Source organism: Streptococcus sp. Marseille-Q0941, from assembly GCF_943736975.1.
Classification (GTDB): Bacteria; Bacillota; Bacilli; order Lactobacillales; family Streptococcaceae; genus Streptococcus.
Genome location: NZ_CALSFO010000003.1, coordinates 240053 through 257978, shown reverse-complemented (window position 1 = coordinate 257978; position 17926 = coordinate 240053). Strand labels below are relative to the sequence as shown.

Annotated in this window: 25 protein-coding genes and 1 pseudogene; 13 read left to right on the top strand and 13 right to left on the bottom strand. The window is 37.7% G+C overall.

The genetic code is table 11. The features are described from left to right. Positions 1–111: 111 nt before the first annotated feature. The 4 genes from crcB (NGI26_RS03160) to NGI26_RS03145 form a co-directional block, all read right to left on the bottom strand. Entirely contained in the window at positions 112–441 is a 330-nt protein-coding gene (crcB, locus tag NGI26_RS03160; protein WP_251935835.1) for a fluoride efflux transporter CrcB, read from the bottom strand. Further along, positions 435–809, bottom strand: a complete 375-nt coding sequence (gene crcB, locus NGI26_RS03155) for a fluoride efflux transporter CrcB (protein WP_251935833.1) — start codon at positions 807–809, stop codon at positions 435–437. Before crcB (NGI26_RS03155) ends, crcB (NGI26_RS03160) begins: the two co-directional genes overlap by 7 nt. Next, positions 806–1072, bottom strand: coding sequence for a chorismate mutase (locus NGI26_RS03150; RefSeq protein WP_251935821.1), 267 nt, complete (start codon positions 1070–1072; stop codon positions 806–808). The genes crcB (NGI26_RS03155) and NGI26_RS03150 overlap by 4 nt, the downstream gene beginning before the upstream one ends. A gap of 115 nt (positions 1073–1187) precedes the next feature. Next, a complete protein-coding gene (locus NGI26_RS03145; protein ID WP_251935818.1) occupies positions 1188–1631 on the bottom strand; it encodes a flavodoxin in 444 nt (147 codons plus the stop codon). 103 nt (positions 1632–1734) lie between these two features. Here NGI26_RS03145 and NGI26_RS03140 point away from each other — a divergent pair, with 103 nt between their 5' ends. The 5 genes from NGI26_RS03140 to NGI26_RS03120 all read left to right on the top strand — a co-directional run bounded on the left by NGI26_RS03140 (position 1735) and on the right by NGI26_RS03120 (position 4625). Beyond that, entirely contained in the window at positions 1735–2673 is a 939-nt protein-coding gene (locus tag NGI26_RS03140; RefSeq protein ID WP_251935816.1) for a DHH family phosphoesterase, read from the top strand. Between the two features lie 92 nt (positions 2674–2765). After that, entirely contained in the window at positions 2766–3008 is a 243-nt protein-coding gene (locus tag NGI26_RS03135; protein WP_004253349.1) for a type B 50S ribosomal protein L31, read from the top strand. A gap of 372 nt (positions 3009–3380) precedes the next feature. Continuing rightward, positions 3381–3560, top strand: coding sequence for a hypothetical protein (locus tag NGI26_RS03130; protein ID WP_251935814.1), 180 nt, complete (start codon positions 3381–3383; stop codon positions 3558–3560). A 31-nt stretch (positions 3561–3591) separates the two neighbouring features. Further along, the gene (locus NGI26_RS03125) at positions 3592–3744 is read left to right on the top strand and encodes a YjzC family protein (RefSeq protein ID WP_251937173.1); all 153 of its coding nucleotides are present in this window, start codon (positions 3592–3594) and stop codon (positions 3742–3744) included. 194 nt (positions 3745–3938) lie between these two features. After that, positions 3939–4625 carry a DUF4145 domain-containing protein gene (locus NGI26_RS03120; RefSeq protein WP_251935812.1) on the top strand — a complete coding sequence of 229 codons (687 nt, stop codon included), beginning with the start codon at positions 3939–3941 and terminating at the stop codon, positions 4623–4625. A 296-nt stretch (positions 4626–4921) separates the two neighbouring features. On the opposite strand, the pseudogene NGI26_RS09245 reads toward NGI26_RS03120, so the two are convergent. After that, positions 4922–5144, bottom strand: a pseudogene (locus NGI26_RS09245) (helix-turn-helix domain-containing protein). Between the two features lie 64 nt (positions 5145–5208). Here NGI26_RS09245 and NGI26_RS03115 point away from each other — a divergent pair. After that, positions 5209–5505 (top strand): hypothetical protein, encoded by a 297-nt coding sequence (locus NGI26_RS03115; RefSeq protein ID WP_251935810.1) that lies wholly within the window; start codon positions 5209–5211, stop codon positions 5503–5505. A 19-nt stretch (positions 5506–5524) separates the two neighbouring features. Here NGI26_RS03115 and NGI26_RS09190 read toward each other — a convergent pair whose 3' ends face one another. Next, positions 5525–5647 carry a hypothetical protein gene (locus NGI26_RS09190; protein WP_286009830.1) on the bottom strand — a complete coding sequence of 41 codons (123 nt, stop codon included), beginning with the start codon at positions 5645–5647 and terminating at the stop codon, positions 5525–5527. Between the two features lie 288 nt (positions 5648–5935). On the opposite strand from NGI26_RS09190, the gene NGI26_RS03110 reads away from it, so the two are divergent. From NGI26_RS03110 to NGI26_RS03085, 6 genes are all read left to right on the top strand, one after another. Beyond that, positions 5936–6307, top strand: coding sequence for a helix-turn-helix domain-containing protein (locus NGI26_RS03110; RefSeq protein ID WP_251935808.1), 372 nt, complete (start codon positions 5936–5938; stop codon positions 6305–6307). A gap of 46 nt (positions 6308–6353) precedes the next feature. Next, positions 6354–6674, top strand: a complete 321-nt coding sequence (locus NGI26_RS03105; protein ID WP_251937170.1) for an ImmA/IrrE family metallo-endopeptidase — start codon at positions 6354–6356, stop codon at positions 6672–6674. Positions 6675–6676: 2 nt separating this feature from the next. Beyond that, positions 6677–7573 (top strand): ATP-binding protein, encoded by an 897-nt coding sequence (locus tag NGI26_RS03100; protein ID WP_251935806.1) that lies wholly within the window; start codon positions 6677–6679, stop codon positions 7571–7573. Between the two features lie 14 nt (positions 7574–7587). Beyond that, positions 7588–7947 carry an STAS-like domain-containing protein gene (locus tag NGI26_RS03095; protein ID WP_216730386.1) on the top strand — a complete coding sequence of 120 codons (360 nt, stop codon included), beginning with the start codon at positions 7588–7590 and terminating at the stop codon, positions 7945–7947. Continuing rightward, positions 7944–8486 carry a type II toxin-antitoxin system VapC family toxin gene (locus NGI26_RS03090; RefSeq protein WP_251935804.1) on the top strand — a complete coding sequence of 181 codons (543 nt, stop codon included), beginning with the start codon at positions 7944–7946 and terminating at the stop codon, positions 8484–8486. The genes NGI26_RS03095 and NGI26_RS03090 overlap by 4 nt, the downstream gene beginning before the upstream one ends. Before the next feature lie 117 nt (positions 8487–8603). Further along, positions 8604–9746 (top strand): tyrosine-type recombinase/integrase, encoded by a 1143-nt coding sequence (locus NGI26_RS03085; RefSeq protein ID WP_251935802.1) that lies wholly within the window; start codon positions 8604–8606, stop codon positions 9744–9746. A gap of 85 nt (positions 9747–9831) precedes the next feature. Here NGI26_RS03085 and hbs read toward each other — a convergent pair whose 3' ends face one another. From hbs to NGI26_RS03065, 4 genes are all read right to left on the bottom strand, one after another. Beyond that, the gene (hbs, locus tag NGI26_RS03080) at positions 9832–10107 is read right to left on the bottom strand and encodes a non-specific DNA-binding protein Hbs (protein WP_004253345.1); all 276 of its coding nucleotides are present in this window, start codon (positions 10105–10107) and stop codon (positions 9832–9834) included. Positions 10108–10215: 108 nt separating this feature from the next. Further along, positions 10216–11052, bottom strand: coding sequence for a DegV family protein (locus NGI26_RS03075; RefSeq protein WP_251935800.1), 837 nt, complete (start codon positions 11050–11052; stop codon positions 10216–10218). A 179-nt stretch (positions 11053–11231) separates the two neighbouring features. Further along, the gene (locus NGI26_RS03070; protein ID WP_251935798.1) at positions 11232–12464 is read right to left on the bottom strand and encodes a tetratricopeptide repeat protein; all 1233 of its coding nucleotides are present in this window, start codon (positions 12462–12464) and stop codon (positions 11232–11234) included. Beyond that, on the bottom strand, positions 12454–13617 hold the full coding sequence (locus NGI26_RS03065) for an AI-2E family transporter (RefSeq protein ID WP_251935795.1): 1164 nt from the start codon (positions 13615–13617) through the stop codon (positions 12454–12456). The genes NGI26_RS03070 and NGI26_RS03065 overlap by 11 nt, the downstream gene beginning before the upstream one ends. 189 nt (positions 13618–13806) lie before the next feature. On the opposite strand from NGI26_RS03065, the gene NGI26_RS03060 reads away from it, so the two are divergent. Continuing rightward, on the top strand, positions 13807–14820 hold the full coding sequence (locus NGI26_RS03060; RefSeq protein WP_251935783.1) for a lactonase family protein: 1014 nt from the start codon (positions 13807–13809) through the stop codon (positions 14818–14820). A 199-nt stretch (positions 14821–15019) separates the two neighbouring features. Here NGI26_RS03060 and NGI26_RS03055 read toward each other — a convergent pair whose 3' ends face one another. The 3 genes from NGI26_RS03055 to NGI26_RS03045 all read right to left on the bottom strand — a co-directional run bounded on the left by NGI26_RS03055 (position 15020) and on the right by NGI26_RS03045 (position 17926). Further along, positions 15020–15439, bottom strand: coding sequence for a F0F1 ATP synthase subunit epsilon (locus tag NGI26_RS03055; protein ID WP_006148659.1), 420 nt, complete (start codon positions 15437–15439; stop codon positions 15020–15022). A 10-nt stretch (positions 15440–15449) separates the two neighbouring features. Further along, positions 15450–16856 carry a F0F1 ATP synthase subunit beta gene (gene atpD, locus NGI26_RS03050; protein WP_251935781.1) on the bottom strand — a complete coding sequence of 469 codons (1407 nt, stop codon included), beginning with the start codon at positions 16854–16856 and terminating at the stop codon, positions 15450–15452. A 191-nt stretch (positions 16857–17047) separates the two neighbouring features. Beyond that, entirely contained in the window at positions 17048–17926 is an 879-nt protein-coding gene (locus NGI26_RS03045) for a F0F1 ATP synthase subunit gamma (RefSeq protein WP_004253324.1), read from the bottom strand.

Here is a 17926-nt window from a genome sequence, read left to right as displayed (position 1 = left end):
TCCTATCTTTGTCAATCTTGAGGAAACTTCCTCAGCGGATAAACTGTATTTTTGTGCGTCCATTACACACAAAATACAGTTTATCAAATTTCCACAGAAAAGTAAAGAAATTTATAGCAGAATTCCTAAAAAAATCGCAAGAAAACCAAGCAAGTAGGTTAATAATAAATAACTATAAAATGCCTTCTTGTCACTTAGCAGTTTTTGGAGTTCATCATTCAAGGTTGAAAAAGTCGTCAAGCCACCACAAAAACCAGTAGCAAGTATAGAATAGACTTCTTTTGATTCTACATGGTTGTAGCATAATCCAATCAAAAAACAACCGAGAAAATTAGCTATGAGTGTACCTAATGGCAAGATGGAATCTTGATTATAACGGGAAAAGAAATAACGAACAAGGGCACCCAGTCCACAGGCAAGCGCCAGATAAAATACTACCATTTCTTCCTCCCTAGACAATAAGCAAATAAAAGCCCACCGCCGATACTCAAAATCAAATACGTAAGCAAACTAAGGTACCGCCCTGTGTCCAGCAATTTCACTGCATCTAATAGTAAACTAGAAAATGTCGTTAAGCCCCCACAAAAGCCTGTTCCAAGCGCTAGAATAAGACCTTTACTGCTACCCTTATAAACCAGATAACCTTTTACAAGGTAGACTAAACAGAAAATCCCTAAATAGTTGACAAGGAGTGTCCCCCAAGGGAAGTCTGGACTAGATGGCAACCATTTCGAAATCTGAAAACGCACAATTCCTCCCAGCATACCAGCTAGAAAGATTCCTAGTGGGTAAAAGTGTTCTTTTTTCATATGATGTTTTTATCCTGATAATCACGTGAGCGTTTGAGAATATCTGAAAAAATCGCTACAATTGTATCTTCGTACTTTTTATTGCTGACACGACTTCTGACTTTCTCAAAGATAACTTCTTCTCTTTTAGTGTCTAGAATAGGTTTCCCTGAAGCTTTTTTATAAGCAACTACGCCTTCAACTAACTGCATCCTCTCTTCTAAAAGTTGGACGATTTGGTCATCGATTTTATCGATTTCTTGTCTAATAATCTCTAAATCCATAGGGTCTCCTTTTTAATTGAACTATAGTCCCAAAAAAGCACTACATAGGCTAGTCAAATCTTAAGCCTCATGAATAAAAACTGCACTGACAATGTTCATCAGTGCAACTTCATGCTTATCCCACTTTAGAAGCTAATTCTTCTGCGAATTGCTCCAAGCGTTCAATATCTTCTTCCTCAGCAGAAAGGTCAACTTTAACGCACTCTGAACCCTTTTCAGCTCCTGTAGCTACAAATACTCGGTCAAAGTCATCAACAGCTTTACAGAATTCATCGTAGAAAGTATCACCTGAACCGACTACACCATAGATTTTACCGCTCAAGTTGAGGTCTGCTAGATCTTCGTAGAAGTCCATCATCTCATCTGGTAATTCTCCATCTCCGTATGTATAAGTTGCTACAATGGCGATGTCTGCTTCTAAAAAGTCAGAAGCGTCAACAGTTGTACACTCATCAACATCGACATCTAACCCACATTCTCTTAATTTATCTGCTACAATATCTGCGATTTCTTCAGTATTACCGGTCATACTGGCAAATACAATTTTTGCTAATGCCATAAGATCCTCCTCAATTAATCTTTCTCCATTATATCACATCTTTTTCATTTTAAAAATAAAAACTCTTGTGCTACAATGAAATGAGAAAGAATTGAGGTTCATCATGGAAATTTGTCACCAAATTTTAGAAAAAATCAAAGCATACGATACGATTATCATTCACCGTCATATGAAACCAGATCCCGATGCCATAGGGAGTCAGGTAGGCTTGAAAGCTCTTCTTACACACCATTTTCCAGAAAAGACCATCAAAGCTGTTGGCTATAATGAACCGACTTTGACTTGGATGGCGGAAATGGATACTGTCCAAGACAGTGACTACCACGAAGCTCTTGCTATTATTTGTGATACAGCGAATCGTCCGCGTATCGATGATAAACGCTATGAACAAGCTGATTTCACCATCAAAATCGATCACCATCCAAATGATGATGTTTATGGTGACCTATCTTGGGTGGATACAAGTTCAAGCAGTGCCAGTGAGATGATTACTCTATTTGCTCAAGAAAATCAGCTGGCTTTGTCTAGTGAAGCGGCACGACTTCTCTATGCAGGAATTGTCGGGGACACTGGGCGTTTTCTCTACCCGTCAACTAGTGCTCGTACCTTTAGAATAGCTGCCCAGCTCCGAGAAGTTGATTTTGACTTTGCTGGATTGTCTCGTCAAATGGATACCATGAGCTTCAAGATTGCAAAACTTCAAGGCTATGTCTATGATCACTTAGAAGTTGATGAAAACGGAGCCGCACGCGTTCTGCTTACTCAAGAAATCTTGAAAAGATATAAGGTTACAGATGCTGAAACAGCAGCGATTGTTGGAGCACCTGGTCGAATTGATACTGTTAAGGCTTGGGCCATCTTTGTTGAACAAGCTGATGGTCACTTCCGTGTGCGAATGCGCAGTAAAATCACTCCTATCAATGAAATTGCCAAACAACACGACGGAGGAGGCCATCCCCTTGCTAGTGGCGCAAATTCTTATAGTTTAGATGAGAATGAACTCATCTACCAAAAATTAAAAAACTTGCTGAAAAATAGATAAAAAGCTTGCCAAACTTTTCAGAATCTGATAGACTAGTATGGTAACAATCTATGGCTCGCAAAGAGACCATGGCAGAAAGGAAATATTGCAAAATGAAAAAAGATATCCATCCAGAATATCGCCCAGTTGTCTTCATGGACACAACTACTGGTTACAAATTCCTTAGCGGTTCAACAAAACGCTCTAGCGAAACTGTTGAGTTCGAAGGCGAAACTTACCCATTGATCCGTGTGGAAATTTCATCAGACTCACACCCATTCTACACTGGACGTCAAAAGTTCACTCAAGCAGATGGACGCGTGGATCGTTTCAACAAAAAATACGGTCTCAAATAAGCAACCGCATCACTTGTATACGGTTAGACGAAAACAACTCCGAATCGGAGTTGTTTTTTTTTGTTTCATTTATTTTTTCAATCTATATTTTTTATCATAGCTTGTAATAGTTTCAATTCTTATTTCCACTTCTACTTTTATTGCAAGTTCTCTATAAATCAAAAAACCTACTAACCAAGCATGACGCTTGATTTTCTCGGTATACCGTTATATAATATAAAGAAAAAGGTAAACGCTAAGAGATAGGGGCGAAAGCCCCTCACACCTCTATTTTATCAAACGAAAAGAGAAAAGCAATGGTTAGTGCAATAGCTATTTTTATAATCGCAATCAATGTATACATTTATTTCAAAAATAAAAAGGACAAATAATATGAGAAAAGTTATTCAAGAATTATTAGACAGTTCGATGTCTACATCTTCTATTTCACAAGGTGCTGGAGTTCCATGGACTACTGTTTCTGACCTTAGAAAAGGAAAAACAAGCATGGACAAAATGGCCCTTCTCACAGCAGAAAAGCTCTATGAATTTGCTACAGCTGATAAGCAGTGATTTCGGTCACTGCTTTTTTTATTTTGAACAAATAAAACCTGGAACAGACAATCAGAAACCCGGCCACTATGTCGAGGTGGGACCTCGTGGTGGAAAAGTCACTAATGGTCATACAGCAACTATTGGAAAAGGTGATCGGTTACCTCCGACATCAGCTAAAGACAACGGCTGGAAGAAAGTCTAATCTTCGTTTGCGTACAATCGTTCAATGGTTGTACGCTTTTTCCATAAACAAAAGCACATTCCAAAAATATTTATTTGAATCCATGCTTCAGCGTAATCTTTCCCATTGCTTGCATAATGTGTTATATAATGATGAATCATGTTAATTCCTTTCTAAATTTGGTATAATAAAATAAAAACGATTGGAGATTGCTTATGAAACTTAATGTCGAGATTTATTTTAGAGATATGCGAACAACCGTTACAATTGATACTCCTTCGAAATGCCCTCACTGCGGTAGAACCATGTCTCCTCTACATGTTGGACAAAGTACAAGCTCTGAAAGAACAAGTGTTTCAGAAGAAGGGAGATTTTCCGTTATTTTTCGATGTTCTTTTGAAGATTGTTTGAAATATTTTGTAATAGAATATATCAATGATAATTATGAAAGTGCATCAACGGTAAATTATACATACCGCCCTCCAATCAAGGTTAAACTCCCTGAAAATATAGAAAAAGTTTCTCCTGTTTTTGTCGAAATCTATTCCCAAGCAACCGTCGCTGAATCTGAGGCATTGAATCAAATAGCAGGCGTCGGATATCGCAAAGCAGCCGAATTTCTCATAAAAGACTACGTAATTTCCAAAAATCCATCTGACGAAGAACACATCAAATCAATCATGCTTGGAAAAGTAATCGCTGACTACTTGAATGATTTTCCAAAAATTCAAGCTTTAGCAAAATCCGTCGCTTGGATAGGAAATGATGAGACTCATTACGTCCGCAGACATGATGGTAAAGATATCGAGGATTTAAAAAAGTTCATTCTCTCGGCAGCTCAATTTATTGCTGCTGATTACGATGCAGATGAAGCATTACTTTTTACATCTTCTTCTGATTGAGAAAATTTAGAGTCTAGTTCATCCAACTTTTCAGCTATATATGTCACGGTCCTCAATATCTCATTGAGGGCTGTTCTTTCTAGTTCGTTCATCTGTTCTCCTCTCTAGTTTTTTAGAAGTCTCTAATTCTAGCACTTCGTAAAAATAGATCTTGGCAAAGTTTTTAGCGTTATAATACTCAATGTATTCTCTAATTACTGCGCCATATCTCCGACGACTTGGGATTATTAGTTCTATAATGAACTCGCTTATGTCTCCATTTGGGCGTTCCTTGAACATTTTTACTGTTGCTGTCTTTATTTTGACTCGTACTCTCCTAAATCAACCCAGCTTTCGTCAATGCCTAAGACATCGCACACTCGGTTTTTTTAATCTGTCACTACCTTTACCATATTTCAGCAATTCTGAAATGGTAGGCTTCTTTACTCCACAAGCACGAGCAAGGTGCGTTTGTGTCATTCCTTCTGAATTCAATTTGTCTTTGACAAGTTGAATCCACTTTTGATGTTGTTGACTCATATATTTTCCTTTCTATTTCTTTCTCTCCTTTTTGCTATAATATAAGCAGAAAGGAGGTGAGTACATGGACACTAATCAAATTTTGATAACTTTTTTAACTTCATGCGTTCCTGCGTTTCTTGTTTATCTCGCAAATAAACATCAAACCGATTCCAAAATAAAAGAATTAAAGGAACAATCTGAAAGCGAATTACAAAGACTTGAAAAAGAGCATGAATTAAAACTGGATGCCTTAAAACAAAGCCAGCAAGTAGATATCACTTCAAAATTTTTCACAGGTGAACTTGATATCAATAAACTTACTCAAGCAGTTAACGGAATCACAGAACTTCAAAAGGCTGTAGATAAGCTATCAAAATAATTTGATGAAAGCGGAGAACTTACTCTGCTTTTTTTAAAATTTTCAAAATCATTGAAATCCCGTTAACTAATCCAGCTAGATACCCTCGTCCATAATCAGTAGCTAGGAATTCCAATAATTCGAATATTTCTTTTTCCTCCATCTCCAACCTCCTTTTTAAAAAATTATCTAAAAAGTTAGCTAATCTCTTGACTTTATTTAAAACTAGTCTTAAAATAAAAACATAGAGAAAAGACCTACTAAAAAGTAAGGTTTACCTATTCAAAACGGACGGGAATCGGTTTTTTAGGTTTTTATTTTTTTAGTCGTCTGTTTCGCTAACTCTTTAGCTTACGAATACTATTTTAATACTAGTCTTAATTTTGGTCAAGTATTTTTATGATTAATCTTAAAATATTTTTTCGTAATGCTTAGAAAGGTTATTAAATCAATGACTACAGCATTTGAAAGAATTAAAGATTTAGCAGATAAGCATCGAATTTCTTTAAATGACTTAGAAGATAAACTTGGTATTAGTAGAAATTCCTTGTATGGAATCAAGAAAGCAAATCCAAAATCAGACAGATTGCAACAAATCGCTGACTACTTCAACGTGTCTACTGATTATCTTCTAGGTCGTACTGACAATCCAGCTATCTCAAGCGACCTTGTCACTACTGCTGACGGCCGTGTGGTCGACTTGTCTAATCTTCGTGAACGTGTGGTTCTCTTTGATGGTAAACCACTATCAGATGAGGATGTAGACAAGATTGCGCAGATCATTAAACTCTCTCTGGGGGTGTCCGAAATTGAAAGTGAATGAGTTACTGGATGAATACCAGGTTACACTCTATCTCTTCCCTGAGACCATGTGGGAGCGTAGAGGCTTCTATTTCCCTGATGAGCGCATCATTTACGTTAACGGTAATCTTACCCAGAAAGAGCGCGAAGAGGTCATTCTGCACGAATTAGGGCACATAAACCACGACCCAGCCAATTACAAACGACTTCTTTACAAATATGAGAACGAAGCAGACCGCTTCATGATTCGACATCTCATCTCTGAAGAACTCGCACAATACGAAGTATCAGACTTCAACTGGAACCAGTTTGCCGAAAGACACAAAATCTCAACAACCTGGGGCGAAGATATGATTCAGGAAGAGTTCAAGAATATTGTGGGAGCGTGAAGATGGCAAAGTATACAATCAATGTCCCTGCAGAGATAAAGCCAGAATATCAAAATATCTTTTTGCTAAATTTGGAATTTATTAAAGCTATCAGCAAAGCGACTCAGTTTGATGAAATTCTTTTTGATTTTTCACGAACAAGTTGGATAGATGCAGAAATGACCGTCCTGTTATCAATGATGTTTGAGATGGCATTACAAATCACTGATAATGTTGGTGCAAAAATTGAAACTATGCCAAATAAAGTAAGGGAAATACTACAAAAAAACAATTTCTTCCCATATTATAACTTGGGTGAAAAGTTAATTGATACATTTAATACAACTATCACATTTTTTGCAGATACTCCTTCAAATGATAAACTTATTCGCGAATATATAAAAGAAGAGGTATTCTCTGCTATCGGAAATAAGATATCGGACGACTTTTTAAAAGAAGTATCATACTGTATCTTTGAAATTGTTCATAACGTCCGTGATCATTCTGGAGCAGATAGGTTTTATATCTGTGGTCAGCACTATCCAAAACAAGGAATATTGCGTCTAGCAATTTCTGACTTAGGTGTAGGTCTTCCTGCAAAAGTAAAGCAAAGAAATCCACACATGATTTCTGACATTGAAGCTGTTGAGTGGGCCTTTGTAGACGGAAATACTACCAAGCGAAAAAAGGAAGGTGGAGTTGGCTTGTATAGTGTTAAAGATATACTCCATCAACGTGGACAACTAAAATTGATTTCGAATCAGGCCTTCTATTCTATAAGTCCAACCGGAATAACTAATCACCAGTCAATGCCTGAACGTTTTAGAGGAACTTTACTTTGGATGGAATTTGATATTAATAAGTGTTTAAAACCTAGAAAAAATGTTAGAATTGAAAGTAACGATACCTTTAATTTTTAAAAGGAGATAAAAATATGGCAACATTATTTATAAAAGATGTAATAGGTGATTCACTCGCAGTAACGTCAGTTAAAGGAGATAAAGTTTTTGATATATTAAAAGCTAATATCGAAAACAACGAAGAAACTACATTAGATTTTGAAGGAATTACTGATTTAATTTCTGCTTTTTCTAACCATGCTATCGGTCAACTCTATGATGTTGCTGATGCCGAAACGTTAAAAGAACTAATAAAAGTAAACCCAGATACACTACATCCTGCCGATCGTCGTACTATCGAACGTTCTATAAAAAACAGTAAAAACAAAAGAAAACAAGATAAAGAGTTTAGAAAAATTCTTGCGGCTGAAATGGATGAGGAACTTGGAGTATGACAACTACTGCCTACGACTTAAATCGTTTCAAATTTAAACCAGATGAAAAGTTACTTATTGATGTCAATGTCCTTATCTATCTACAAACTGGCACTCCCAAAAGATATGATCGAATGTGGGAATTAGCTAGAAGTCAAGGAAACGAATTGTTCTTTACTACATTGTCGATTTCAGAATTTGTAAATACTTTCGTAAGAGCCGGGTACAAACAGTACTTGAGAGAACATAGCTTGCGAGAAGAAAATTTTGATTTTAAACACAATTATCAAAAAACGCAGCATTTCTTAGATATTTACGACGATGTTATTGATACAGTTGAAACTGAAATCATTCCTAAAATGACCATCATAGATTTTGATATTCAAGACTTTGAAGAGATTTCAAATCTAACAGAACATATGTTAGATTTAAATGATGCTCTTTATCTCAAAAAAGCTATGTCAGAAGGTTTTTCTATCGTTACGCACGATGCAGATTTTTTTAACATACCTATCGAGCAAAATATAAAAATCTACACTTATAATAAAAATAGAAAATAAAAAAATCCCCACACTCGCCTGCAAGCCAAAGTGTGAGGATATACTGTTTATAGAAAGAATGGCATTAAAAAGCCCTCTTTTCTATACCCATTTTATCAAAAAAGTTAGGTAAATGCAATGTGGATGGAAGAACTTCCTAACGGAAAGTATAAATTTTTTGAGAGATATAAAGACCCATACACTGAAAAATGGAAAAGAGTTTCTGTAACTCTCGATTCTGGATCAGCCAGAGCAAAAAAGGAAGCGCAGAAATTACTGGATGAACGCATAGAAGAAACTTTACAGAACATACAATCAACAGATGTGTCTTATCAACACGTTTTAGATGAATGGTGGACATTTTATCAGAAAGAGATTAAAGGTAGTTCTATCAGCTCTCTCACTAGTAGCGTGAATGATTTTAAAGAGGCTTTTGAACTATCTGTGAAAGTGAGTAACATCGATACAAAATACATTCAGCGCTTTTTAAATGACCTTGACCTTTCACGTTCAAAACTAGAGCGCTATAAGATGATTTTAAACCTATCACTTGATTATGCAGTTAATCTTGAATACATCAAAGACAACCCTGCAAGGCGTGCGAAGCTTCCCAAACTAGTGAAGACTATTAAGGATTTAGAAAAGACAGAAAAGAAATTTCTGGAAGAGGATGAACTGAAAAGATTACTAGAGGAATTATACAGAACAAAGAATACATATAGACTAGGTTTGCTTGCAGAATTCATGTCATACAATGGATGTCGAATCGGTGAAGCTATTGCTATTAAACAAGAAAATATTGATTTTGACAATAAGATAGTAAAAATCCATGGAACTCTAGATAAAACAGTAGGGTATTCAAAAGGACTTAAAACAACTACAAAAACTGCTGCAAGCTTCAGAACTGTTTCTTTATCAAAAAGAGAAATTGAAATTTTAAAAGAGTTTATCTCAATAAATGAACTTTCTAAAAACACACGAAAGACATTCAATGATCTTGGATTTATCTTCGTTACAAAAAATGGTATACCAATCCAAAACAATTCTTTCAACTTAGCAATCCAGAAAGCGAATAAACGTTTAAAAAATCCAATAGATAAACATCTGACTTCACATATTTTTAGGCATACTTTGTTTAGTAGATTAGCAGAAAACAATGTACCTCTAAAAGCGATTATGGCAAGAGTTGGTCACTCCGACTCTCGAACGACCAATAAAATCTATACACACGTTACTAAAAAGATGGATGATAATATTCTAGACTTGCTCGATTCTTTATAATTTGCCCCTTATTTGCCCCCTATACACAAAAAAAGCCTGTCATACAAGCTCAAATGCTTGATATGACAGGCTTTTTATAAAATCATTATTTAACTGCTTCTTTAAGAGCTTTACCAGCTTTGAATGCTGGAACTTTAGAAGCTTTGATTTTGATTTCTTTACCAGTTTGTGGGTTGCGACCTTTACGAGCTGCACGCTTACGAACTTCGAAGTTACCAAAACCGATCAATTGAACTTTTTCACCAGCTGAAAGGAATTCAGTTACAGCTGCGAATACAGCGTCAACTGCTGCTGCTGAATCTTTCTTAGTCAATTCTGTAGCTTCTGCTACTTTAGCGATCAAATCTTGTTTGTTTGCCATGTTAATGAATCCTCCAAAATTATTTCTAATTAACACTTATAATCATAACCTAAAATTGCTTTTAGGTCAAGTCAAAAACACCTTTTATTTCAATTTTTCCACATTTTTTTAGGAATTATAGCGAATTAAGATCGCCCAGGCATTTTCACCGGTGTGAGTTTGGATAATTGAGCCTGTTTCTAGGACTGAAATTGGTTTTTCAACGTAAGGTTGTAGAACAGCTTTCATCTCGTTTGCCCATTCATTTGTACCTGCATAAGAAATACCAATCTCTGCTACTGAACGATTTGATAGAGTGGCTACTAATTCATCCAACCATTTCTTAAAGGTTTTAGAACCACGTCCCTTAACAATAGGTTGAAGCTCATGGTTTTTCATCTGCATGACTACTCGAATATTCAGTAAAGAGCTCAACAAGCCAGTAACACGACCAATACGTCCTCCCTTAACGAGGTTTTCTAAAGTTGAAACACCGATGTAGAGTTCCGTATGATTTTTTACATCTTCTACATGTTCCAAGATGGTTTCTAAATCTTTTCCTTCTTGAGCTAGTTTAGCAGCTTCTACAACTTGGAACTTCAATGCCTGATCTGTGAATGAACTATCTAATACAGTAACGTCTGCTGTTGATAAACTTGCTCCTTGGCGAGCTGCTTCCACAGTTCCTGATAAAGCATGGGACATGTGGATAGCCAAAATCTGACTTCCGTCCTTACCCAAGTCTTCAAAAATCTCTGCAAAGAGTCCAACCGGTGGTTGACTGGTCTTAGGAAGATTTTTACTAGCGAGCATTAAGCGAAGAAATTCTCCTTCTTCAAGATCTGCATCCGAATAAAGGACACTATCAATCATGACAGATAGAGGAACAACAGTAATATCAAATTCTTTAACCACTTCTGGTTCAATAGTAACCGAAGAATCCGTTACAATTTTTACTTTTGTCATATTTCCAATCTTTCTATTTTTATTCATTTTGATTATTCAACTTATAACTATAACAATTATATCAAAAAATTATCCAAAATTCATACTATATCTATTTATTTTGAATAGTGAAACTTGAATTCTTTTTAAAGAGGTCATCAAAAATAACCGCCTCTTTAAAGGCGATTATTAGGGATATCTTACATTAAATGGTTATACAATTCCTGCATCTGCATATCATCTGGAACTAAGTGAAGATAAGCTTGGATGTATCCTTTTGCTTCTTCTAGCTTGCCGAGTTCTCTTAATAAATAAATATATTGCTCCAAAAACTCTGGATTGTCTATGAGATCAGTAGAAAGTTCCTTATAGAGATCATAGGCTGCATCTAATTCTTCAGTCACTTGATAACTTCGAGCAATCATCCATTTAGTCAAGAGGTTTTCAGGATCATAGACTGCTAAAGCTAGAATATCTTCGTATCTTTCTTGTTCTTGGTAGATGGTTGCTAAGCGTAGCAAAATTTCTTCCTGGTCATCAGCATTCTCTTGTGCTTGTAGCAGATATGCTTCTGCTTGCTCAGGTTGATGCAACTCGTAAGATAGCTGAGATGCAAGGAGTAAGAGCCGCGTCTCAAAAGGATTTTTTGACAAGCCCTGTTGCGCTATTTTAAGTGCTTCTTCTGTTTGATGCTCTTTATGTAGTGCTTGACTATAGCCGTACTCATATCCTTCGAAATCTGGGGAAATTGTGTCCAATTGTTTAAAGTATAAGGTTGCTTTTTGGTAGTCCTCTTGGTCAAAATAGAGACTTGCAAGCTCAAAGGCTGTTTGGTCATCATATTCTAATTCTAAGGCTTTTTCTAAAAATTCGATTGCAGATTCAAACTTACCTAAACGTGCATAAGCAAGACCAATTCTCTGATAGGTCGAAATTCCAGTTTGATCATAAATAAGACGATTATCTAATTGAGCATAGCCTTTAATGGCTTCTAAATCGTTTCCTAGCTCGCTATCTAGCTCGGCCAGTCCAAATATTAGGAGAGGGTCATCAGAGTAGCTACGAGCTTCTAGGAGCTTCTCACGCGCAACATCTGTCAATCCTTCCATTTGATATAAATCTGCTTTTAAGGCGAGAGCAGATACGTACCATTCACTCTCCGGACCAATCTTCTCTAAATAATCAAAAGCTTCTTCTATAAGTCCATCTTCACCAGCTATAGCAGCTAAATTGATATAGACTTCTGGAAATTTTGGTGCTAATTTCTCGTAGATTTGTGCTGCTTGTGGGAAGAAACCAATCCCTTCCAAATAAGCAGCAAGTTCAAGAAGCACTTCATCTGAATCTTCTTCTAAAGCTTTTTGGAAAAAAGATTCTGCTTTTGACAGGTCTTGGTGCTCCAAAGCTTCGAGCATTTGTTGACTATTGTTCACCTTCAGTCTCCTCTACTGGCTCATAAAGTCCACTAACTCCTTTATACCAATCAAAAATTGCTGAGATGATTACTTTTGCGGAAGCGTAGATTGGAATACCTAGCAATACACCCCAAATACCAAACATGGATCCTGAAGTTAATAGTACAAAAAGAATGGTAATTGGATGAATATTCAATTGGCTACCCAAAATCAGTGGGGAAACAAAACGTCCTTCAATGGTTTGCTCTACAATGAAAACGATAATAACTTTTAAGAGCATAACAGGACCAGCAATCAAACCCAAAACAAGGGCTGGAATCATAGCAAGAAAACTACCTAGATAAGGAACTAAATTGAGAATACCTGCAGTAATACCTAAAGTAACAGCATACCGAAGTCCTATAATCTTGAAAAAGATGATAAACATGATAGCGACGATCACAGCCACTGCGATTTGTCCTCTTACATAGTTAGCTAGTTGCTGGTTGACATCTGTTAATACCTTACCAACTGGTTCTCTCAATTTATTTGGTAAAAATTGAGTAATATAGTCTCTAAGTCCTTTTCCATCTCGAAGGAGATAAAAGAGCATAAACGGCATGATAATGAGAGCGACAATGACCTGTGAAGTTCCACTGATAAGAGCACTCACCCAGTTGACAGCCTTAGAAGAAATATTACTTGCCCAAGCAGTTGCTTGTGTTGAAAAATTAGCAAGAACCTGTTCTAGTTGGGGTTTAAAATCATCAGGTAAACGTTTGGTTACAAGGTCATCAATAACTCTGTCAGCATCTTCGAGATAACTTGGTACATTTTGTGCAAAAATGACTACTTGACGTTGAAGATTTGGAATGGCAACGGCTAGTCCAATAATCAAGAGAATGGCAATAATGATAAAGATAATGCTAATAGCTAAGACACGGTTTATCTTGTACTTCTCCATCAAATCAACTAGTGGATTCAAGAGGTAGAAAAGTAGACCTGATAAGATAACCGGCAACATCACTACTGATAAAAAGTCTATAACTGGGATAAATAAGAAGCTAATTTTACTGAGAATAAAAATATTGAGACCTAACAACAAGGTCACCAAAAAAACTGTAACAGCCTTATTATCTAAAAACCATTTAAAAAACCAAGATAAGGTAAATTGTTTCTCTTTTTGTTCCATTTTTTCTTCCTTTCCTTTGTTCTAACATTATACCATGTTTTAAGAAAAATAAGGGGTTTTTAGAGTCTTTTAGCAAAGGATAAATTTGTCTTCTTGACAAGTGAAGAGCTCTTTTTTCTGACTTAGATTTTTCGTCTAGCAAGCCTTTTTATGTTATAATTGAATTATATTTTTTCTAGAGGTATGAATATGAAAGAAATAGTATATTTTGGAACCTATACACGACGTACTTCCCAAGGGATTTACGAGGCTGATTTTGATACTGAGACTGGCAAGCTCTCAAATCTAGAACTATTTGCAAGCGAGCCGAGTCCGACCTACCTAGCCTTTGATCAGCAACAGCATCTCTATACTGTTGGAAGCCGGGATGACAAAGGTGGAATCGCAGCATACAAAACGGATGGTACCCTCCTAAACCACGTCGTTGAAGAAGGTGCTCCTCACTGCTATGTTGCAGTTGATGAGACAAGGGGTCTAGTCTATGGCGCTAACTACCATAAAGGCCAAGTCCTAGTTTATAAACGTAAAGAGGATGGCAGTCTTGAACTAGCTGACAAAGTTCAACATACTGGCCATGGTCCACATGAAAACCAAGCTTCTCCCCACGTACACTATACTGATTTAACTCCTGACCAATATCTGGTAACTTGTGACTTAGGTACTGACGAGGTCATTACCTATGATGTCGATCTAGAAGGAAAGTTGACGAAACTAGCAACCTATAATTGTACCCCAGGCGCTGGTGCTCGTCATCTTGTTTTCCACCACCATTTTAAGATTGCTTATCTTATCTGTGAACTCAATAGTACGATTGAAGTATTGATTTACGATGGAGTCGGAGAATTTGAACAAATGCAGGTTATTTCAACCTTACCAGATGACTATGATGGTTTCAATGGTACTGCTGCCATTCGTCTTTCTAAAGATGGCAAATTCCTCTATGCTTCTAACCGAGGTCATGATTCCATTGCTGTCTATAGTATTTTAGCAGATGGAAGTTTGGAATTATTAGAGATTGTTCCAACTCATGGGAAAAATCCACGTGATTTTGATTTAACTCCTGACCAAGAGTTCCTTATCGCTGTTCACCAGGATTCAGATAATGCTACTGTCTTTAAGCGCAATCCTGAAACTGGTAGACTGGCAGTACTCTCTAATGAATTCCAGGTTCCTGAGGCAGTCTGCATTCGTTTTTCTAACTAAGACAAAATAAAAATGAGGCTGGGACAAAAGTCCTAGCCTCTCAATTTTCTTTGGATTGTCGAGCAAGACGCAGTGGTTGAGTGGGCTCTACTAGGCTGATTTCATCAGCTTTTACAGCCCTACTCAACTGTGCGGAGGTGGGACGACGAAATCGAATTCTAACGAATTACCGATTTCTGTCCCACTCTCATTTTTTATTTTATAATTTATTTCCGACATTGATACGGTTAATAGCACGTTGCAATGCAATTTTAGCACGGCGCTCTTGGTCGATCAAGTGTTTGTCTTGTGCTTCTTCGATTTCACGTTCTGCACGAAGTTTAGCACGTTCAGCACGACTAACATCGATATCACGTGCACGTTCAGCAGAGTCAGCAATAATGGTAATCACATTATTGGCAATCTCAATGATTCCTCCGTTTACTGCAATCCAGTTCACATGAGTATCATCATCGATGCGTTTGACCTTTACTTCATCAACCGCTAAAACCGCGATCATATTTTCATGTCGTGGCAAGATCCCCATCTCACCATCCAGAGTTCGTACCGATACAAAGCTGGCATGGTGATCATAGACGAGGCCATCTGGTGTCACGATCTGGACAGTTAAATGAGCCATAGATCACCTCTTAAAATCCCATTTTTTCAGCCTTAGCAATAACGTCTTCGATTGAACCTACTCCACGGAAGGCATCTTCTGGAAGGTGGTCATATTTTCCTTCAAGGATTTCCTTGAAACCACGAACTGTTTCAGCTACTGGAACATAAGAACCTGGTTGACCAGTAAATTGTTCCGCAACGTTGAAGTTTTGTGACAAGAAGAACTGAATACGACGTGCACGAGCAACCAAAGTCTTTTCTTCGTCAGAAAGTTCATCCATACCAAGGATGGCAATAATATCTTGCAATTCATGGTAACGTTGAAGAACACGTTTCACTTCAGCAGCTACTGCATAGTGCTCTTCTCCAACGATTTCAGGTGCCAAGGCACGTGAGCTTGAAGCAAGTGGGTCAACGGCTGGGTAGATCCCCAATTGAACCAATTTACGTTCCAAGTTAGTTGTTGAGTCCAAGTGAGCAAAAGCTGTTGCTGGAGCTGGGTCAGTATAGTCATCCGCTGGCACGTAGATGGCCTGGATAGAGGTTACAGAACCCTTCTTCGTTGAAGTGATACGTTCTTGCAATTGACCCATTTCTGTTGCAAGAGTTGGTTGGTAACCAACGGCTGAAGGCATACGACCCAAAAGGGCAGATACTTCTGAACCGGCTTGTGTGAAACGGAAAATATTGTCAATGAAGAGAAGAACGTCTTGACCTTCTACATCACGGAAGTATTCAGCGATTGTCAAACCAGTAAGGGCAACACGCATACGCGCTCCTGGTGGCTCGTTCATCTGACCAAATACCATGGCTGTTTTTTCAATAACGCCTGATTCTTTCATTTCCCAGTAGAGGTCGTTCCCTTCACGAGTACGTTCCCCAACACCAGTAAATACAGAAATACCACCGTGTTCTTGGGCAATATTGTGAATCAATTCTTGAATCAATACGGTCTTACCAACTCCGGCACCCCCGAAGAGTCCGACCTTACCACCTTTAAGGTAAGGGGCAAGAAGGTCGATAACCTTGATCCCTGTTTCTAGAATTTCTGAAGAGGTAGACAATTCATCAAAAGTTGGTGCTTTTTTATGAATTGGCTGACGCTCTGCATCTTCACCAAAAGGAGCTTCCAAGTCAATGGTATCTCCTAAAACGTTGAAGACACGTCCTAGAGTTCCTTTCCCAACTGGTACTGAGATTGGACGACCTGTGTCCAATACTTCCAAACCACGGGTCAAGCCATCTGTTGATTCCATAGCGATGGTACGAACCATACCATCTCCCAACTCCAAGGCTACTTCAAGGACGATTTTTGTTTTTCTTTCGTCATTTTTGTAGACGACAAGTGCATTATTAATCTCTGGTAGTTTCTCACCTGCTGCAAACATGACGTCTACAACGGGACCGATAACCTGAGCAATTTTACCTGAACTCATCTACTTCTCCTATTCTGTATAAGATACTGTCGGTTCCTAGCTCAACTAGGTCCTAATACTCTTCGAAAATCAAATTCAAACCACGTCAGCGTCGCCTTACCGTACTCAAGTACAGCTTGCGGCTAGCTTCCTAGTTTACTCTTTGATTTTCATTGAGTATAAGTTCATTTTCATACAAGCTGGACTAGAGCCTATTCTAAAGCACTAGCTCCTGCTACGATTTCTGTAATTTCTTGTGTAATCGCCGCCTGTCTGGCACGGTTATACTGAATGGTCAAATCATTGATAACTTTTTTAGCATTATCTGTCGCTGTTTGCATAGCCGTCATCCCTGCCGCATTTTCAGCTGTCTTGGCATCGATAATAGCACCGTAAATCATACTTTCTGCAAACTGTGGCAATAGTTGATCCAAGATTTCTTCACGGCTAGTCTCTAGCTCAAAGGTCAAGCTATAGTTGTCATCTGCTTCATTTGGATCCAAGTCGACAATTGGAAGCATCTGCTCAACACGCATTTGACTTGTCAGTGTATTGACGTGGTGGTTGTAGCAAACATAGAGCTCATCGAAAAGTTCATTTTGATACATTTCAATGGTTTTTGAAATAATCTTGCGAACTTCATCGAAGCTTGGTTGACTGGCTAGACCACGCAATTCATAAATTGGCTGTATGCCACGAGCTTTAAAGAAGTCTGCTCCCATACCACCGATACAGATGACTTCAAAATCATCACCTGAAGGATGGTATTCTTGTTGAAGTTCCATGACTGCCTTCAAGATTGAAGAGTTATAGCCTCCAACAAGACCACGGTCAGATGTAATGACGATATAGCCTGTTTTCTTGACAGGACGACTGATCAACATTGGATTGGTTGATCCGCCAGCGCCATCTCCGTGAAGGATGTCTGTAAGGAGTTTACGGACCTTTTGAGCATAGATTTGGAAGTTGCGTGCTGCTTCTTCTGAGCGACCTAACTTAGCTGCAGAAACCATCTGCATAGCATTCGTAATTTGACTCGTATTTTTTGTTGAGGCGATTTTTGTTTTAATATCATTTAGAGATACTGCCAT

Excerpts from the sequence above, each read along its gene's own strand:
- crcB (WP_251935835.1), bottom strand. The coding sequence starts at position 441 with ATGGTAGTATTTTATCTGGCGCTTGCCTGTGGACTGGGTGCCCTTGTT.
- crcB (WP_251935833.1), bottom strand. The coding sequence starts at position 809 with ATGAAAAAAGAACACTTTTACCCACTAGGAATCTTTCTAGCTGGTATG.
- NGI26_RS03150 (WP_251935821.1), bottom strand. The coding sequence starts at position 1,072 with ATGGATTTAGAGATTATTAGACAAGAAATCGATAAAATCGATGACCAA.
- NGI26_RS03145 (WP_251935818.1), bottom strand. The coding sequence starts at position 1,631 with ATGGCATTAGCAAAAATTGTATTTGCCAGTATGACCGGTAATACTGAA.
- NGI26_RS03140 (WP_251935816.1), top strand. The coding sequence starts at position 1,735 with ATGGAAATTTGTCACCAAATTTTAGAAAAAATCAAAGCATACGATACG.
- NGI26_RS03135 (WP_004253349.1), top strand. The coding sequence starts at position 2,766 with ATGAAAAAAGATATCCATCCAGAATATCGCCCAGTTGTCTTCATGGAC.
- NGI26_RS03130 (WP_251935814.1), top strand. The coding sequence starts at position 3,381 with ATGAGAAAAGTTATTCAAGAATTATTAGACAGTTCGATGTCTACATCT.
- NGI26_RS03120 (WP_251935812.1), top strand. The coding sequence starts at position 3,939 with ATGAAACTTAATGTCGAGATTTATTTTAGAGATATGCGAACAACCGTT.
- NGI26_RS03115 (WP_251935810.1), top strand. The coding sequence starts at position 5,209 with ATGGACACTAATCAAATTTTGATAACTTTTTTAACTTCATGCGTTCCT.
- NGI26_RS09190 (WP_286009830.1), bottom strand. The coding sequence starts at position 5,647 with ATGGAGGAAAAAGAAATATTCGAATTATTGGAATTCCTAGCTACTGAT.
- NGI26_RS03110 (WP_251935808.1), top strand. The coding sequence starts at position 5,936 with ATGACTACAGCATTTGAAAGAATTAAAGATTTAGCAGATAAGCATCGA.
- NGI26_RS03105 (WP_251937170.1), top strand. The coding sequence starts at position 6,354 with ATGTGGGAGCGTAGAGGCTTCTATTTCCCTGATGAGCGCATCATTTAC.
- NGI26_RS03100 (WP_251935806.1), top strand. The coding sequence starts at position 6,677 with ATGGCAAAGTATACAATCAATGTCCCTGCAGAGATAAAGCCAGAATAT.
- NGI26_RS03095 (WP_216730386.1), top strand. The coding sequence starts at position 7,588 with ATGGCAACATTATTTATAAAAGATGTAATAGGTGATTCACTCGCAGTA.
- NGI26_RS03090 (WP_251935804.1), top strand. The coding sequence starts at position 7,944 with ATGACAACTACTGCCTACGACTTAAATCGTTTCAAATTTAAACCAGAT.
- NGI26_RS03085 (WP_251935802.1), top strand. The coding sequence starts at position 8,604 with ATGTGGATGGAAGAACTTCCTAACGGAAAGTATAAATTTTTTGAGAGA.
- hbs (WP_004253345.1), bottom strand. The coding sequence starts at position 10,107 with ATGGCAAACAAACAAGATTTGATCGCTAAAGTAGCAGAAGCTACAGAA.
- NGI26_RS03075 (WP_251935800.1), bottom strand. The coding sequence starts at position 11,052 with ATGACAAAAGTAAAAATTGTAACGGATTCTTCGGTTACTATTGAACCA.
- NGI26_RS03065 (WP_251935795.1), bottom strand. The coding sequence starts at position 13,617 with ATGGAACAAAAAGAGAAACAATTTACCTTATCTTGGTTTTTTAAATGG.
- NGI26_RS03060 (WP_251935783.1), top strand. The coding sequence starts at position 13,807 with ATGAAAGAAATAGTATATTTTGGAACCTATACACGACGTACTTCCCAA.
- NGI26_RS03055 (WP_006148659.1), bottom strand. The coding sequence starts at position 15,439 with ATGGCTCATTTAACTGTCCAGATCGTGACACCAGATGGCCTCGTCTAT.
- atpD (WP_251935781.1), bottom strand. The coding sequence starts at position 16,856 with ATGAGTTCAGGTAAAATTGCTCAGGTTATCGGTCCCGTTGTAGACGTC.
- NGI26_RS03045 (WP_004253324.1), bottom strand. The coding sequence starts at position 17,926 with ATGGCAGTATCTCTAAATGATATTAAAACAAAAATCGCCTCAACAAAA.